General features: G+C 63.9%; 12 protein-coding genes. 4 read left to right on the top strand and 8 right to left on the bottom strand.

The genetic code is table 11. The features are described from left to right. Positions 1–891 (bottom strand): LysR family transcriptional regulator, encoded by an 891-nt coding sequence (locus AC0L24_RS13150; protein WP_127397067.1) that lies wholly within the window; start codon positions 889–891, stop codon positions 1–3. Between the two features lie 278 nt (positions 892–1169). Between AC0L24_RS13150 and AC0L24_RS13145 the strand changes: the two genes are divergently transcribed. The 3 genes from AC0L24_RS13145 to AC0L24_RS13135 are packed head-to-tail and all read left to right on the top strand — an operon-like array spanning position 1170 to position 5770. Continuing rightward, positions 1170–4100, top strand: a complete 2931-nt coding sequence (locus tag AC0L24_RS13145; protein WP_473563779.1) for a molybdopterin oxidoreductase family protein — start codon at positions 1170–1172, stop codon at positions 4098–4100. Further along, on the top strand, positions 4097–4831 hold the full coding sequence (locus AC0L24_RS13140; RefSeq protein WP_127807947.1) for a 4Fe-4S dicluster domain-containing protein: 735 nt from the start codon (positions 4097–4099) through the stop codon (positions 4829–4831). Before AC0L24_RS13145 ends, AC0L24_RS13140 begins: the two co-directional genes overlap by 4 nt. A gap of 3 nt (positions 4832–4834) precedes the next feature. After that, a complete protein-coding gene (locus AC0L24_RS13135; protein WP_127807948.1) occupies positions 4835–5770 on the top strand; it encodes a dimethyl sulfoxide reductase anchor subunit family protein in 936 nt (311 codons plus the stop codon). Between the two features lie 6 nt (positions 5771–5776). Here the strand turns inward: AC0L24_RS13135 and pdeM are convergent, their stop codons facing one another. The 5 genes from pdeM to AC0L24_RS13110 all read right to left on the bottom strand — a co-directional run bounded on the left by pdeM (position 5777) and on the right by AC0L24_RS13110 (position 11920). After that, positions 5777–6493 (bottom strand): ligase-associated DNA damage response endonuclease PdeM, encoded by a 717-nt coding sequence (pdeM, locus tag AC0L24_RS13130; protein WP_127399107.1) that lies wholly within the window; start codon positions 6491–6493, stop codon positions 5777–5779. Continuing rightward, complete coding sequence (locus AC0L24_RS13125; RefSeq protein ID WP_127811262.1) at positions 6490–9039, bottom strand: ligase-associated DNA damage response DEXH box helicase; 2550 nt, start codon at positions 9037–9039, stop codon at positions 6490–6492. The genes pdeM and AC0L24_RS13125 overlap by 4 nt, the downstream gene beginning before the upstream one ends. A 201-nt stretch (positions 9040–9240) precedes the next feature. After that, positions 9241–10101, bottom strand: coding sequence for a C40 family peptidase (locus tag AC0L24_RS13120; RefSeq protein ID WP_128363977.1), 861 nt, complete (start codon positions 10099–10101; stop codon positions 9241–9243). Between the two features lie 30 nt (positions 10102–10131). After that, a complete protein-coding gene (locus tag AC0L24_RS13115; protein WP_013533675.1) occupies positions 10132–10482 on the bottom strand; it encodes a MarR family winged helix-turn-helix transcriptional regulator in 351 nt (116 codons plus the stop codon). Between the two features lie 73 nt (positions 10483–10555). Further along, a complete protein-coding gene (locus tag AC0L24_RS13110) occupies positions 10556–11920 on the bottom strand; it encodes a leucyl aminopeptidase family protein (RefSeq protein ID WP_292693658.1) in 1365 nt (454 codons plus the stop codon). 116 nt (positions 11921–12036) lie between these two features. On the opposite strand from AC0L24_RS13110, the gene AC0L24_RS13105 reads away from it, so the two are divergent. After that, the gene (locus tag AC0L24_RS13105) at positions 12037–12858 is read left to right on the top strand and encodes a tetratricopeptide repeat protein (protein ID WP_127327785.1); all 822 of its coding nucleotides are present in this window, start codon (positions 12037–12039) and stop codon (positions 12856–12858) included. A gap of 87 nt (positions 12859–12945) precedes the next feature. Here AC0L24_RS13105 and AC0L24_RS13100 read toward each other — a convergent pair whose 3' ends face one another. Then, positions 12946–13968 carry a type II secretion system F family protein gene (locus tag AC0L24_RS13100; protein ID WP_127807951.1) on the bottom strand — a complete coding sequence of 341 codons (1023 nt, stop codon included), beginning with the start codon at positions 13966–13968 and terminating at the stop codon, positions 12946–12948. Positions 13969–13977: 9 nt separating this feature from the next. Beyond that, positions 13978–14991 (bottom strand): type II secretion system F family protein, encoded by a 1014-nt coding sequence (locus tag AC0L24_RS13095; protein ID WP_127807952.1) that lies wholly within the window; start codon positions 14989–14991, stop codon positions 13978–13980. Positions 14992–15003 lie beyond the last annotated feature (12 nt).

Raw genomic sequence — 15003 nt, 5'->3', positions numbered from 1 at the left:
TCACCGTTGATCCGACGTACCCAGATGCGCCTTGAGCGCCATCTGGGCCAGGCTTGCCTGGCGATCGCGATGGGTGATCATGGCGAAGTCGCGTTTCGGCAAGTCGAGCGGCACCGATTTGAGACTGCCTTCGGCGACGGCGCGCGCCACGACAAGTTCGGAAATGATGGTGGCGCCGGCCCCCGCCTCGACGGCCTGGCGAATAGCTTCATTGCTCGGCAGCACCAGGAATATCTGGAGGTCGGCGAGCGAAATCCCTTCGTGGCGCGCCAGATCCTCCAGCACCTCGCGCGTACCCGAACCACCCTCGCGGATGATCCAGCGCAGGCCCGTGATGTCAGGGCGGCCGGGCGCGATTTCGGGGATCTCCGGATGCGCGCTGGCAACCACCAGGATCAGCCTGTCGACGTCGACCTTGGTGCGGCGCAATATGTCGGACTCGGTGCGCCCCTCCACCAGGCCGAGATCCGCCGCGCCATCGAGGACATTGGCCTCGACCTGCCTGGTGTTGCCGATGGAGACGCTCAGCCTGACGGCCGGATAGGCTTCGTGGAAGGAAGCCAGCCGGCGCGGCAGCCAGTAGCTGGCGATGGTCTGGCTGGCGGCGATCGAGAGGCTGCCGGTGACGGTCTGCGAGACATGCTCCAGCACATTGCGCGCGGCGGCGGCCCGCTCGAGCACGGCCTTGGCCTCGGGCAGGAACCGGTGGCCGGTCTGGGCAAGCTCGATGTTGCGGCCGACGCGGTTGAACAGGTGGACGCCGTGCTGTTCTTCAAGCGCCCGGATGGCGGCCGATGCGGCCGACTGCGAAATGCCCAGCAATTCAGCCGCCTTGGTCATATGGCCGCGCTCGGCGACGGCGACGAAAATGCGCAACTGGTCCAGGGTCATGTCTGTATTAAGAATCAATATCGATCGAATTTACAAGAACAACTGATTAGACGGATCGATAGCTTTATTCTAAGTTTCCTCGTGAAGTTAGAAAAAATTCGCCGAGAGATCGCAGAGAGCAGAATGATCGGGCGGTTCAGATCCCTGCTTGCGCATTGGACCCGCGGCATAAGACGGCGGCTGGCCGGTGATCGCTACCACCCGGAAGAGCATTACATGCGCGGCCCCGGACCGAAGACGCGGGCCAAATCCATGGGCCGTACAGGCGCCACCGGATCATGATGCAGGGACCGCCGCGCGGCGCGAATTCGGCACCATCGCAACGCCCGCTTGCCGACACGCGGGCGCCTGACGAAGGCGACGGCGTCGACACCTCGCCTGATGTTTCCGACAGCATCGCCAAGACGACCTGCTACATGTGCGCCTGCCGCTGCGGCATCGACGTGCACATCAAGGATGGCAAGGTCCGCTACATCAACGGCAACAAGGACCATCCGGTCAATCGCGGCGTGATCTGCGGCAAAGGCAGCTCCGGCATCATGCAGCACTACAGTCCGGCAAGGCTGAAGAAGCCATTGCTGCGCACCGGCCCTCGCGGCTCCGGCGAATTCCGCGAGATCGAGTGGGAAGAGGCGTTTTCGATCGCCACCGAACGGCTCTCGGCCATCCGCCGGACCGACCCCAGGAAGCTGGCCTTCTTCACCGGCCGCGATCAATCCCAATCCTTGACCGGCTGGTGGGCGAGCCAGTTCGGCACGCCGAACTTTGCCGCCCATGGCGGCTTCTGTTCGGTCAACATGGCGGCCGGTGGTCTCTATACGATCGGCGGTTCGTTCTGGGAGTTCGGTGAGCCCGACTGGGACAACACCCGGTATTTCATGCTGTTCGGCGTCGCCGAGGATCACGATTCCAACCCGATCAAGATCGGCCTCGGCAAACTCAAGGCGCGCGGCGCCAAGGTCGTCTCGATCAACCCGTGCCGCACCGGCTACAATGCCATTGCAGACGACTGGATCAGCATTCGGCCCGGCACCGATGGGCTGTTCGTGTTCGCGCTCATCCACGAATTGCTCAAGGCGGGCCGCGTCGATCTCGATTATCTGCTGCGCTACACCAATGCCCATGTTCTCGTCGTGCAGGAGCCGGGTGCCGCCGATGACGGGCTGTTCGTGCGCGACGCCAACGGAAATCCGCTGGCGTGGGACAGGGTTGCGAAGACGCCTGTCGGCGCCACCGATGCCGGTGCGAAGCCGGCACTGACGGGCAGCTTCACGATCGGCGGGCGCCACAGCGTCCCGGTGTTCCAGCTCATCGCCGACCGCTACCTCGATGAGAGCTATGCGCCGGACGCGGTCGCCGAGCGCTGCGGCATTGCCGCCGATACGATCCGCAGGATCGCCGCCGAACTTGCGCATGTCGCCTTCGAACAGACGATCGAGTTGCCGATCGCGTGGACCGATTGGGCCGGGCGCCGGCACGAGACGATCAAGGGGCGGCCTGTCTCGATGCACGCCATGCGCGGCATCTCGGCCCATTCGAACGGCTTTCACACCTGCCGCGCCATCCATCTCCTCCAGGTGTTGCTGGGCACGGTGGATGTCCCTGGCGGCTTCCGTTTCAAGCCGCCCTACCCCCGCTCCGCTCCGCCCGGTCCCAAGCCAGCCGGCAAGACCGTCAAGCCGATGACGCCGCTTGACGGCATGCCGCTCGGTTTCGTCTGTGGGCCGGACGATCTTTTGGTCGATGAGGCCGGCACGCCGCTTCGCATCGACAAGGCCTATTCCTGGGACGCACCGCTGGCGGCACACGGCCTGATGCACACCGTCATCCGCAATGCCTGGGACGGCGACCCGTACCCGATCGATACACTGATGATGTATATGTCGAACATGGCGTGGAATTCCTCGATGAACACCGTCGAGACAATCGCCATGCTGACCGACCATGACGATGCGGGCAACTACAAGATCCCCTTCATCATCTATTCCGATGCCTATTATTCCGAGACCGTGCCGTTCGCCGACCTCGTGCTGCCCGACACCACCTATCTTGAGCGGCATGACTGCATCAGCCTGCTCGACCGGCCGATCAGCCATGCCGACGGACCCGGCGACGCCATCCGCCATCCCGTCGTCGAACCTGATCGCGACGTCCGGCCGTTCCAGTCGGTGCTGATCGAACTCGGCGCGCGGCTCGGCCTGCCCGGTTTCATCAATGAGGACGGCGCGGCCCAGTACCGCGATTATGCCGACTACATCGTCAACCATGAGCGCACGCCCGGCATCGGCCCGCTCGCCGGCTGGCGCGGCAAGGATGGGACCTCGACCGGCAGGGGCGAGGCCAACCCGGACCAGCTGCAGCGCTACATCGACAATGGCGGCTTCTGGCACCACGATTTCGCCGACGACCAGCGCTACTACAAGATGGCCAACCGCTCTTATCTCGATTTTGCGGTGCAGATGGGCTCTATCCCCAAGGCCGAGCCGATCGTCTTCCAGCTCTATTCCGAGCCGCTGCAGCGTTTCCGTCTGGCCGCGCGTGGGCACGGTCGCGTCTTGCCGCCGGCGGCTGATCGCCAGCGCATCGAGACCTTTATGGACCCGCTGCCGTTCTGGTACATGCCCTTCGAGGAAGCGGTCGTCGACCTTGGAAAATATCCGCTGCATGCGCTGACGCAGCGGCCGATGCATATGTACCATTCCTGGGGATCGCAGAATGCGTGGCTGCGGCAAATCACCAGCCAGAATCGGCTGTTCGTGCATCACCGGACGGCAGCTGGCCTCGGCCTGGTCGATGACGACTGGGTGTGGATCGAGAGCATCAACGGCAAAGTGAAGGGGCAGATCAAGCTGATCGACGGGGTGAACGAAAGCACGGTCTGGACCTGGAACGCCATCGGCAAAAGGCGCGGCAGCTGGGGGCTGAAGGACGATGCGGCGGAATCCAACCGCGGCTTCCTGCTCAACCACATCATCGGCGACCAGACCTCGGCCGACGCTCAGGGCAAACGCTATTCGAATTCCGATCCGGTCACCGGCCAGGCGGCGTGGTTCGATTTACGCGTGCGCATCGTCAAATGCGCAGCGGAAGAAGCCGGCTTCACCGAGCCGCAGTTCGAACGTTTCCAGCAGCCGCCGCATTTCGAACCCTCGCCCGACAGACTGACTTTCGGCGCTGAATTCCGCCGGGCAAGAGAGGCGGCAAAATGACATGTCTGCCAAGTCAAAGCGGCAAGAAGCTCGGCCTCGTCATCGATCTCGATACCTGCGTCGGCTGCCAGGCCTGTGTCACCGCCTGCAAGGAATGGAACACCGGCGGCCACATGGCGCCGCTGACCGACATCGACCCCTATGGCGGCCATGTCGACGGCGTCTGGTTCAACCGCGTGCACGCTTACGAGCACACCACCGAGATGGGCGGACGGACGGTGAACTTCCCGCGCTCCTGCCTGCATTGCGAGACGCCGGCCTGCGTCACCGTCTGCCCGACCGGCGCCTCCTACAAGCGGGCCTCGGACGGCATCGTGCTGATCGACGAGGACAAGTGCATCGGCTGCAAATTGTGCAGCTGGGCCTGTCCTTACGGTGCACGCGAATTCGACACCGATGTCAGGGTGATGAAGAAGTGCACGCTGTGCGTCGACCGCATCTACAATGACAATCTGGCCGAGGAAGACCGCGTGCCGGCCTGCGTCGCCGCTTGCCCGACCAGCGCCCGGCATTTCGGCGACCTAGGCGATCCCCTGTCGGCTGTCTCGCAACTGGTGGCGGAGCGTGGCGGCGTCGACCTGATGCCTGAGCTCGGCTATCGCCCAACCAACAAATATCTGCCGCCGCGCGCCCACAGCAAGCGCGCCGCATCGGTGGCCGCGCCGGCATTGGAACCGGTGCGGGCCGAAGGCGGTTTCCTCGGCTGGGTCGACCGCATGCTTTCGAACTAGCCCATGCATCCGGCCTTCTCCGTCGTGTTCTTCACCACCGCCACCGGTGCGGGCTACGGCCTGCTCGCGCTGCTGGGCGTGCTCGGAGGCTTCCAGTTCATCCCCCCCGATTTCTGGCTGGGCTTCATCGGCATGGGGCTGGCACTCGGCCTGATCGTGGCCGGCCTGTTGTCCTCAACGGGTCATCTCGGCCGCCCCGAACGCGCCTGGCGGGCGTTCTCGCAGTGGCGCAGCTCATGGCTGTCGCGCGAAGGCGTCGCCTCGGTCATCACTTTCATTCCGGCGGGACTGTTCGGCATCGGTTGGATATTCTTCGGCAAGACCGATGGCTGGGCCGGCATCGCCGGATCTCTGGCCGCCATCGGCGCAATCATCACCGTCTGCACCACCGGCATGATCTATGCGTCGCTGAAGCCGATCGCCCAATGGCACAGCCACTTCACCCTGCCCGGCTACCTCATCTTTTCGGCGATGACCGGCAGCGTGCTGCTGAACGCGCTGCTGCAGGGCTTTGCGCTTGGTTCGAAGGTGCAGCTGGCGGCTTGCCTGCTGCTGACCTTGTTCGGCTGGGGCTGGAAGCTGGCGACCTGGCGCCACAACGACCAACTGGAAATCCCGACCACCGCCAACACCGCGACGGGGCTGGTCGGCGGCACGGTGCGGTCGCTGGAATGGCCGCATACCGAGGAGAATTATCTGCTCAAGGAAATGGGCTTTCGCATCGCGCGCAAGCACGGCGCGCGGCTGCGCCAGATCACGCAGCTTCTGGCCTTCGCGTTGCCCTTGGGGGTGCTCGCCATTGCGTTCGCCCTGCCATGGCCGCTGGCAGCGTTGCTGTCGGTACTTGCTGCTGCAATCCAGTTCGCCGGCATGCTGGTCGAACGTTGGCTGTTCTTCGCCGAGGCGAAGCACACGGTTACGCTCTACTATGGCAGGTAAGGCTGTTTAGCCCGGCCGCAGCATCGAGCCGGAAATGGCAAAGATGCGTTGGGCGCCCAGCATATAAGCCATCAGCGTGTCCAGCCGGAACAGCCCGGCATAGGCGCGGTCGAGCACGTTGAGCGAACCGGTATAGGCGCCGAAGGCCGGCATGATCATGCGGCCGCCATCGCCGGCAAAGCAGCGCCGCCTCACCGAGCGTCCCTGCTGGACTATGCGGGCGCAGGGATGCAGATGGCCCGCTATTTCGCCTTCGACACGCTGCTTCGACGGCTCATGCCGGAACAGCAGCGAGCCTATAGCAAGTTCACGCACCGTTTCGCCGGGGAGATCGGCTGGCGCTTCCGGGTCATGGTTGCCGGCGACCCAGAACCAGTCTCGGCCTGATATCAGCGCTTCCAGCCGCTCGCGGAAGCTTGCATGCATACGCTGGGCGCCGCCGCCATCGTGAAAGCTGTCGCCCAGGCTGATGACGATCGACGGCTGGTAGTCTGATATCACGGCCTGAAGCCGCAACAAGGTCGCGCCGGTGTCGTAGGGCGGGATCAGCGTGCCGCGGCGTGCCAGCGACGAACCCTTTTCCAGATGCAGGTCGGACACGGCCAGAAGCCGCAGATCCGGAAAATAAAGCACGCCGCGCGGGTCGCAGACGGCGCGCTCGCCTGATATGCCGACAAGGTCGGCCTCGGCAATCAGCGATGTGCGCGCCAGCGAAAAATTCATTCCTCAGCCATTTCCGGCCCCATGGCCTCCTCGACCAAAGTCGCCGCATCCATCAAAAGCGTTTCATCGGCTTCGCCATGGACCGGCATCTTGCCGATCTCGAGCATGATCGGCACGGCGAGCGGCGATATCTGTTCGAGTGCCTTATGCACGATTCGACCCTGGATGCGCGAGAGCATGTCGGCAAGTCTGCTGACATCGAGCAGGCCGGTGGCCGCATCGGCACGTGTCGCCTGAAGCAGGATGTGGTCCGGTTCATGGCTGCGCAGCACGTCGTAGATCAGGTCGGTCGAGACCGTGACCTGGCGACCACTCTTTTCCTGGCCCGGATGGCGTTTCTCGATCAACCCCGAAATCAGCGCGCAATTGCGGAAGGTGCGTTTGAGAAGCCAGCTGTCGGCCAGCCAGGCTTCGAGGTCATCGCCCAGCATATCCTGGTCGAAAAGGGCGCCAAGCGAGGGCTTCCTTGCTTTGAACATCGCGCCCATGTCGCCCAATGACCATATCGCCAGCGCATAGTCGGTGGCGACAAAGCCGAGCGGCCTGGCTCCTGCCCTGTCGAGACGGCGGGTGAGCAGCATGCCGAGCGTCTGGTGCGCCAGCCTGCCCTCGAACGGATAAGCCACCAGATAATGGCGGTTGCCTCGTGGAAAGGTCTCGATCAGCAGGTCATCGCGTTTGGGCAGCACCGATTTGTCGGCCTGGAATCGCAGCCAGTCGGCGACCTGCTCGGGCAGCTTCTTCCATCGCTGCGGGTCGTCCAGCATGATGCGGACCTGTTCGGCGAGATAGGTCGAAAGCGGGAACTTGCCGCCACCATAGTAAGGCACCTTGGCATCGCTGCCGGGCGCGTTCGAGACGAAGCATTCATTCTCGCGGATGCCTTCGAAGCGGAGAACCTTGCCGGCGAACATGAAGGTGTCGCCATGCGTTAGCGTTTCGAGGAAGGCCTCCTCGATCTTGCCGAGAACCCTGCCGCCGCGCGACGCCGCGCCCTTGCTGCCCGCTTGCACATAGCGCACGTTAAGCGCCGGCACCTCGATGATGGTGCCGACATTCAGCCGGTATTGCTGGGCGATACGAGGATTGGACACCCGCCAGAACCCATCCTTGTTCAGGCGTATGCGGGCGTAGCGCTCGTAATTCTTGAGCGCATAGCCGCCGGTGGCGACGAAATCGATGACGCGGTCGAATGTCGTCCGGTCGAGGCTGACATAGGGCGCAGCCGTACGCACTTCCTCGAACAGGTCATCGGCACGGAATGGCGCGCCGCAGGCGCAGCCGAGCACATGCTGGGCCAGCACATCGAGCCCGCCATCGATCAAGGGAGGCGTGTCCTGCGCGCCGAGATAGTTGGCGTCGAGGGCGGCCCGGCATTCCAGCACCTCGAAGCGATTGGCGGGAATGAGGATCGCCTTGGACGGCTCGTCCATGCGGTGGTTGGCGCGGCCGATGCGCTGCGCCAGCCGGCTCGCCCCCTTCGGCGCACCGACATGCACAACCAGATCGACATCGCCCCAGTCGATGCCGAGGTCGAGCGTCGAGGTGGCGACGATGGCGCGCAGTGCGTTTTCCCCCATCGCCTTTTCGACGCGCCGGCGCTGGGCGACGTCGAGCGAACCGTGGTGCAGCGCGATCGGCAAAGTGTCCTCGTTGACCCGCCACAATTCCTGGAACAGCAACTCCGCCTGGCTGCGCGTGTTCACGAACAGCAGGGTCGTCTTGTGGCGCTTGATCTCGCGATAGATTTCCGGCGTGGCGTAGCGCGCGGAATGTCCCGCCCAAGGCACGCGCTCTTCGGAATCGAGGATGGAAATCTCCGGTTTAGCTCCCCCGGTGACGACGATCAGTTCGGCCATGCTATGGCCGGTCGGACCCTTGGGCGGATTCTGGCTGACCAGCCAGCGCCGCAACTCGTCCGGTTCGGCCACCGTCGCTGACAGGCCGATCGTCTGCAGGCCGGGGACAAAGCTGCGCAGCCGCGCCAGGCCGAGCGCCAGCAGATGCCCGCGTTTCGACGTCACCAGCGAGTGCAACTCGTCGAGCACGACGTAGCGCAGATCCTCGAAGAAGCGTCTTGCATCGCCTGCCGCAATCAGCAGCGCCAGTTGCTCGGGCGTGGTCAGCAGGATGTCGGGCGGCACCAGCTTCTGGCGCTGGCGCTTGTGGGCGGGAGTGTCGCCGGTGCGCGTCTCGATGGTGACGGGAAGGCCGATTTCCTCCACCGGCTTGCCGAGATTGCGCTCAATATCGACGGCAAGCGCCTTCAGCGGCGAGATGTAGAGCGTGTGGATACCGCGACGCGCCTGGCCCGGCTTTCTCTTGGGCCGGTTGGCCAGTTCAGTGAGCGAAGGCAGGAACCCGGCCAGCGTCTTGCCGGCACCGGTCGGCGCAATCAGCAGGACTGATTGCCCGGCCTGGGCTTTCGCCAGAAGTTCGATCTGATGGGCGCGCGGCGACCAGCCTTTCTCGCCAAACCATCTGAGGAATGGTTCGGGCAGGGCCACGGCGGCATTCTGTTCGGCAAGGCGCGGCTGCTCTGTCACCCGCCAGAGGTAGCGCGACGGCACGCGAACGCCAAGGAAAATCGGAACAAAAGGTGATCGAGGTGAGCTTTCCTCGCCCCGTTTACGGGGAGAGGATGCCGGCAGGCAGGTGAGGGGCAGCGCGAACCTTCAAATGCTGGCACTGCCCCTCATCCGCCCTTCGGGCACCTTCTCCCCGTGAACGGGGCGAAGGAAGAAAGGCTACGGCCTCCTGAACCCGGTCGGACCGCCGTAAAGATATCCGATGCGGGCGACGGCGTCCTTCAGTCCTTCGCGCGACACCAGCATGGTGTGGCCGTTGGCGTGGATCATCGTGTCGGCGTCGGTCATGACGGCGACATGGCCCTTCCAGAACACCAGATCGCCGCGTCGCAACCCGGAGAAATCAGGTCCCGGTTCGAGCGGCTCGCCAAGTGTCGCCGCCTGCATGTCGGAATCGCGCAGCACGTCTCTGCCGGCCATGCGCATCGCCAATTGCACCAGACCCGAACAGTCGATGCCGAAACCGGAAGTGCCACCCCAGAGATAGGGCGTGCCGAGAAACGCTTCGGCAACTGCGACATAGTCGGAGGCAGCTTCACTGAGCGGCCGCAGATGACCTGCAATCAGTGTCTCCCCGGAAGGCAGGACCGCATAGTGCGTACCGCGTGTCTCGGCGGCCTCCGTCACCGTCACCGTCGATCCCATCGACAATTGTCCGGCGATTGGAAAGCGCAGATCCGGCCCGGGGTAGAGGAAGGTGCGCGGCACGCAGACGATGTGCGTCGGCGCATGGTCCCGTTTGCCCAGCATCGTGTCGGCGACGTAGCCGACATAGCCGTCGCGTTCGGCCTGGACCCACGCCCAGCCCTCAGCGACATCGAAGACCAGGACATCGTCGCCGAACAGCGCTTGCGTGTTGACGCCGGCGTCCGGCCGCGGCGCCTTGCGCATATCGGCCACTGACGCGGTGACCCGCGCCGGCCGGCCGGCGACGAAGCGCTCGGCGGTGACCTCGCCCTTCAGCCTTGCATCGGCGAGGTCGGAGCGAAAAGCGTGAAGGCGGGCATCCCTGGCAGTCAAATCGAACACTCTGTTGAAAAGGTAATGCGCTCACATCGGCAGTTCGAGCGCCTTGGCGATGATACCATCGCCGAAGCGCTCGACAAAGAGCGCGCCCTCGACCGTGCGCCTGATCAGAACATTGCGCTTGTCGAGTTCGTCGCGATGGCGCGACACAAGTTTCAAAGCGCCCATCGTGTCGAGGGCGCGGGTGATCACCGGCTTGGTGACATTGAGGCGCGCGGCGAGCCCGCGCACGGTGTGTGGCGGCGGATCGAGATAGATGGTGAACAGGATTGCCGTCTGGCGCATGGTCAGATCGGGCGCGTCGTCGCGCACCTGTGACAGCATCACTTGCTGCCACAGTCGCAAGGCCTGGCTCGGGCGCATAGCAATCGACATCGCGCCAGCATGACGGCAAATTGTTTCGGTTCCGTTTCAGTCGAGGCAATTTTGCCGGCTCCGCCTGCAACCGTCAGCCGTAGCGTTTCGCGATGATCCGCTCTAGGGCGCGGATGCCTTGTGCCTCGCCGCCGGCGGGGCCATGCGGACGATCGGCCGGGTTCCAGGCGAAGATGTCGAAATGCGCCCAGCCCTCGGTCTTTTCGACGAAGCGTTTCAGGAACAGCGCCGCCGTGATCGAGCCGGCGAAACCGTCTGATGTGACATTGTTGATGTCGGCAATTTTCGACGACAGTTTTGCATCATAGGGCCGCCACAGCGGCATGCGCCACAGAGGGTCCTCGGCCGCGACGGAAGCCGCCGCAAGATCGGATGCCAGCGCTTCGTCACTTGTGTAGAACGGCGGCAGATCGGGGCCGAGCGCGACGCGGGCAGCCCCGGTCAGCGTCGCCATGTCGACCAGAAGCTGCGGCTCCTCCTCGTCGGCCAGCGCCAGCGCATCGGCCAGCACCAACCGCCCCTCGGCATCCGTATTGCCGATCTCGACAGTGATGCCCTTGCGGCTCGCAAGCACATCTCCGGGCCGGAAGGCGTTGCCGGCAATCGAATTCTCAACCGCGGGAATGAGCACGCGCAGCCGCACATTCAGCCCGGCATCCATGATCATCGAGGCAAGGCCAAGGACATTGGCAGCACCGCCCATGTCCTTTTTCATCAACAGCATGCCGGACGATGGCTTGATGTCGAGACCGCCCGTGTCGAAGCAGACGCCCTTGCCGATCAGGGTCACCTTCGGCGCCCCTTGCTGCCCCCATCGCATATCGATCAGGCGCGGCGCGCCGGCCGACGCACGGCCGACAGCATGGATCATCGGGAAATTCCGTTCGAGGAGATCGTCACCCTTGACCACCGAGACTTCGGCCTTGTGCCTGGCGGCCAGGGCCCGCACCGCCTGCTCCAAATCTTCCGGACCCATATCGCTGGTCGGCGTGTTGACCAGATCGCGTGTCAGGAAGACGCCATCCGCAATGCGGCGAACGCGCCCGGCATCGACGCCTGCCGGCAGGCCGAAGCGCAGCGCCCTGCCTGACTTCTTGCCGTAACGGGTGAAGACATAGCCGCCGAGCAGCAGCGCGGTCGCCGCGAGGTCCGGCTCGGCCGGCGCCGAGGCGAAATGCCAGTCGCCTTCCGGCAAGGCTTTCGACAGCGCGCCAAAGGCGAGCGCGCCTTCGCCATCGCCGATACCAAACAAGGCGCCGCCGAGCGCCCCGTTTTCGCCGGGCACGACCAGCGTCCTGCCTGCCTCGCCGGAAAAGCCGTTGGCCCTGGCCCAGACGACAGCGGCCGGCGCAAGGCCGGCCGCGTCCAGACCGTCCCTGGCGACCAGATGGACCGGCAGCGCGCCCGGCAATGTCTTCCCGACGAGTTCGACAGGCATGCGATGTTCTCCGTGTGAGTCGCCGTTCTTAACCGTCCGTTAGGGTTAACAGAATATTTCTGCGGGAGGGAAGACGGCCACGCAATGGCCGCGCATGAATGGAGGCTTAGGTGGCCATGCCGACCAACCGCAGGATCAACGCCAGGGGAAAACGGCTCATCACCACGGCCCTTGTGCTGGCGCTGGCGGCGGGCGTCGCCGGCTGCGGAACCGACAAGATCTCCACCGGCTCTATCGCACGCACCAGCGGCAAACCGCTGGAAAGCATGTCGGCCGGGGAACTGCACAATGCCACCGGCGCACTCGGCCAATCCTACGCGAAGAACCCCAACGACAAGCGGATCGCGACGAATTATGCGGCGGCATTGCAGATGGATGGCGACGCCGATCAGTCGCTGGCCGTGATGCGCAAGCTCGCCATCGCTTTGCCCAAGGATCGTGACGTTCTTGCCTCCTACGGCAAGGCGCTGGCCGCCAATGGCCAGTTCGAGGCGGCACTCGACGCCGTGCGCCGCGCTCAAACACCGGAATATCCCGACTGGAAGCTGGTGTCGGCCGAAGCGGCCATCCTCGACCAGACCGGCCAGAAGGACGATGCGCGCCAGCTTTACCGCAAGGCGCTCGACCTCAAGCCGAACGAGCCTTCCGTGCTCTCCAATCTTGGCATGTCGTATGTGCTGGAAGGTGACCTGCGCACCGCCGAAACCTATATGCGCTCGGCCGCGCAGCAGCCGAATGCGGACAGCCGCGTCCGCCAGAACCTGGCACTGGTCGTCGGCCTGCAAGGCCGTTTCGACGAGGCCGAGAAGATCGCCTCGCAGGAACTGTCGCCCGAACAGGCGCAGGCAAATGTCGCCTATCTCAGGCAGATGCTGGCCCAGCAGAATGCCTGGAGCCAGCTCAAGGACCAGGACAAGCCGAAATCCGCGACCAACTGAGACCACAATCCCACCAACCTCAAACGAAGAAGCCGCGCTGCATGCGCGGCTTCTTCGTTTGAGGGAATGCAGGAATTTGCCTTACCGCTACTGGGCGTTTGTTGCCGGCGCCGCATGATCGCCGAAGATACCGCGCTGGCTGACCTGAATGCCGGCGGGACCCAGGATGATGGCGAAGAGCACCGGCAGGAAAAACAGGATCATCGGCACTGTGAGCTTTGGCGGCAGGGCGGCCGCCTTCTTCTCGGCCGCATTCATGCGCATGTCGCGGCTTTCGGCGGCAAGCACGCGCAGTGCATGCGCCACCGGCGTGCCGTAACGCTCGGCCTGGACGAGCGCCTGCGACACCGACTTGACCGAATCCAGCCCGGTGCGGCTTGCCAGGTTCTCGTAGGCCTGCTTGCGCTCCGGCAGATAGGAAAGCTCGGCGTTGGTGAGGATGAACTCTTCCGCCAGCGCCACCGATTGCGCGCCGATCTCGTCGGCGACCTTGCGCAGTGCCGCTTCCACCGACATGCCCGATTCGACGCAGATCAGCATCAGATCGAGCCCATCCGGCCATGCCATCTGGATCGACTGCTTGCGCTTGGTGGCGCGGTTGTTGACGTAGATGACTGGCGCGTAGAAGCCGCCGTAAGCAACGAGGACGCAGACGAACAGCCTGATGACCAATGGCTTGTCGGGCAGTCCTCCGAGCGCGAAGATGTAGATTGCGGCCAGCGCGAAACCGACGAAAGGAAGTACGAGACGGAAGAAAAGAAACCGCGTCAGCGGATTCTGTCCACGAAAGCCGGCCACCTTGAGTTTCTGCAAGGTGCCTTCATCGGCGAGCGCGCGTCTCAGATCCAGCCGGTCGACAATGTTGCGCATGCCGACCGACTGTTCCTCGCGCAAGCCCTTGCGACGGCGGTCGGCCTCGACCGCAAGCCGGGCGCGCTGTTGCGCACGCAGTTCGTCGCGTTCCAGCGCAACGGATTTCATGCGTGATTTGAGCTGGTTTCCGCCAAACGCCGGAAGCAAGGTGAAGACGGTCGCAAACACCGCTATCGCGACCAGCATCGCGATCAGGAAGCTCGGATCCGTCAGGGTCTTGATGACTTGCTCGGTCATGCCAGCATCCTAGACTTCGAAGTTCATCATCTTGCGCATCACCAGGATGCCGATCGACATCCAGACCGCAGAGCAACCAAGGATCAGGTTTCCGACGCTGGTGTTGAAGAGCGGCATCAGGTAGGCCGGGCTCGACAGGTAGACGAGAAAGGCGACGATGAAGGGCAGCGCACCAATGATCGCGGCGGACGCCTTCGCTTCCATCGACAGCGCCGCGACCTTGGCTTTCATCTTCTTGCGATCGCGAAGCACGCGCGAAAGATTGCCCAGCGCCTCGGAGAGATTGCCGCCGGCCTGCGACTGTATCTGGATAACGATGCCGAAGAAGCTTGCCTCGGTGCAAGGCATGGTTTCAGGCATGCGCAAGGTCGCGTCGGGGATAGAGAGGCCCATCTGCTGTGAATCGACGATGCGGCGAAACTCGGTCTTCACGGGTTCGGGCGATTCGTTGGCGATCAGGCGCACGGCGTCGTTCAGCGGCAGGCCGGATTTGACCGCGCGCACGATGATGTCGAGCGCGTTTGGAAATTCGTTGAGGAATGCCTTGACCCGGCGGGCGCGACGAAACGTGACGAACCAGCGCGGCAGGCCCAGCCCCCCGGCCAACAGCACGCCCGGCAAGGCGATCAGCGGGGCTCCGGCCACAAAGGCGACAATCGTCAAAACGATGCCGCATACGGCGGAGTATATATAGAAACGCTCGATGGTGGTCTTGAGGCCGGCTTGGCGAAGCTGGGCTTTCAGCGGCGGTTTCTTGACGCGGCTGTCCTTGGTTTTCTGCTTGGCGTCGAGTTCGTTGAGCGAATCCTGAACCGATTTGCGCCGCTTGACGGCTTCCGCCACGCGGTCACGCGAGGCCTTGACGACGGAGCGATCCGTCTCGGCGGTCCTGATCGTTTCGAGCCGCTTGCCGACCTGTTTCTCGTTGCTGATCCGGGTGAACAGAAATGCATAGGCGACGGCGCCGGCGCTGAAGCCGGCGAGCACGACAAACGCCAGTACTGTGCCGTCAATTCCAAACATTGGCCCGAACCC

Source organism: Mesorhizobium sp. WSM4809 (assembly GCF_055811655.1).
This window is presented reverse-complemented; position numbering and strand designations above follow the sequence as displayed.

What these genes read in the sequence shown, in the direction of transcription:
- pdeM (WP_127399107.1), bottom strand. Translation starts at nt 6,493, where the DNA reads ATGAATTTTTCGCTGGCGCGCACATCGCTGATTGCCGAGGCCGACCTT.
- AC0L24_RS13145 (WP_473563779.1), top strand. Translation starts at nt 1,170, where the DNA reads ATGATGCAGGGACCGCCGCGCGGCGCGAATTCGGCACCATCGCAACGC.
- AC0L24_RS13095 (WP_127807952.1), bottom strand. Translation starts at nt 14,991, where the DNA reads ATGTTTGGAATTGACGGCACAGTACTGGCGTTTGTCGTGCTCGCCGGC.
- AC0L24_RS13115 (WP_013533675.1), bottom strand. Translation starts at nt 10,482, where the DNA reads ATGTCGATTGCTATGCGCCCGAGCCAGGCCTTGCGACTGTGGCAGCAA.
- AC0L24_RS13110 (WP_292693658.1), bottom strand. Translation starts at nt 11,920, where the DNA reads ATGCCTGTCGAACTCGTCGGGAAGACATTGCCGGGCGCGCTGCCGGTC.
- AC0L24_RS13140 (WP_127807947.1), top strand. Translation starts at nt 4,097, where the DNA reads ATGACATGTCTGCCAAGTCAAAGCGGCAAGAAGCTCGGCCTCGTCATC.
- AC0L24_RS13100 (WP_127807951.1), bottom strand. Translation starts at nt 13,968, where the DNA reads ATGACCGAGCAAGTCATCAAGACCCTGACGGATCCGAGCTTCCTGATC.
- AC0L24_RS13150 (WP_127397067.1), bottom strand. Translation starts at nt 891, where the DNA reads ATGACCCTGGACCAGTTGCGCATTTTCGTCGCCGTCGCCGAGCGCGGC.
- AC0L24_RS13135 (WP_127807948.1), top strand. Translation starts at nt 4,835, where the DNA reads ATGCATCCGGCCTTCTCCGTCGTGTTCTTCACCACCGCCACCGGTGCG.
- AC0L24_RS13105 (WP_127327785.1), top strand. Translation starts at nt 12,037, where the DNA reads ATGCCGACCAACCGCAGGATCAACGCCAGGGGAAAACGGCTCATCACC.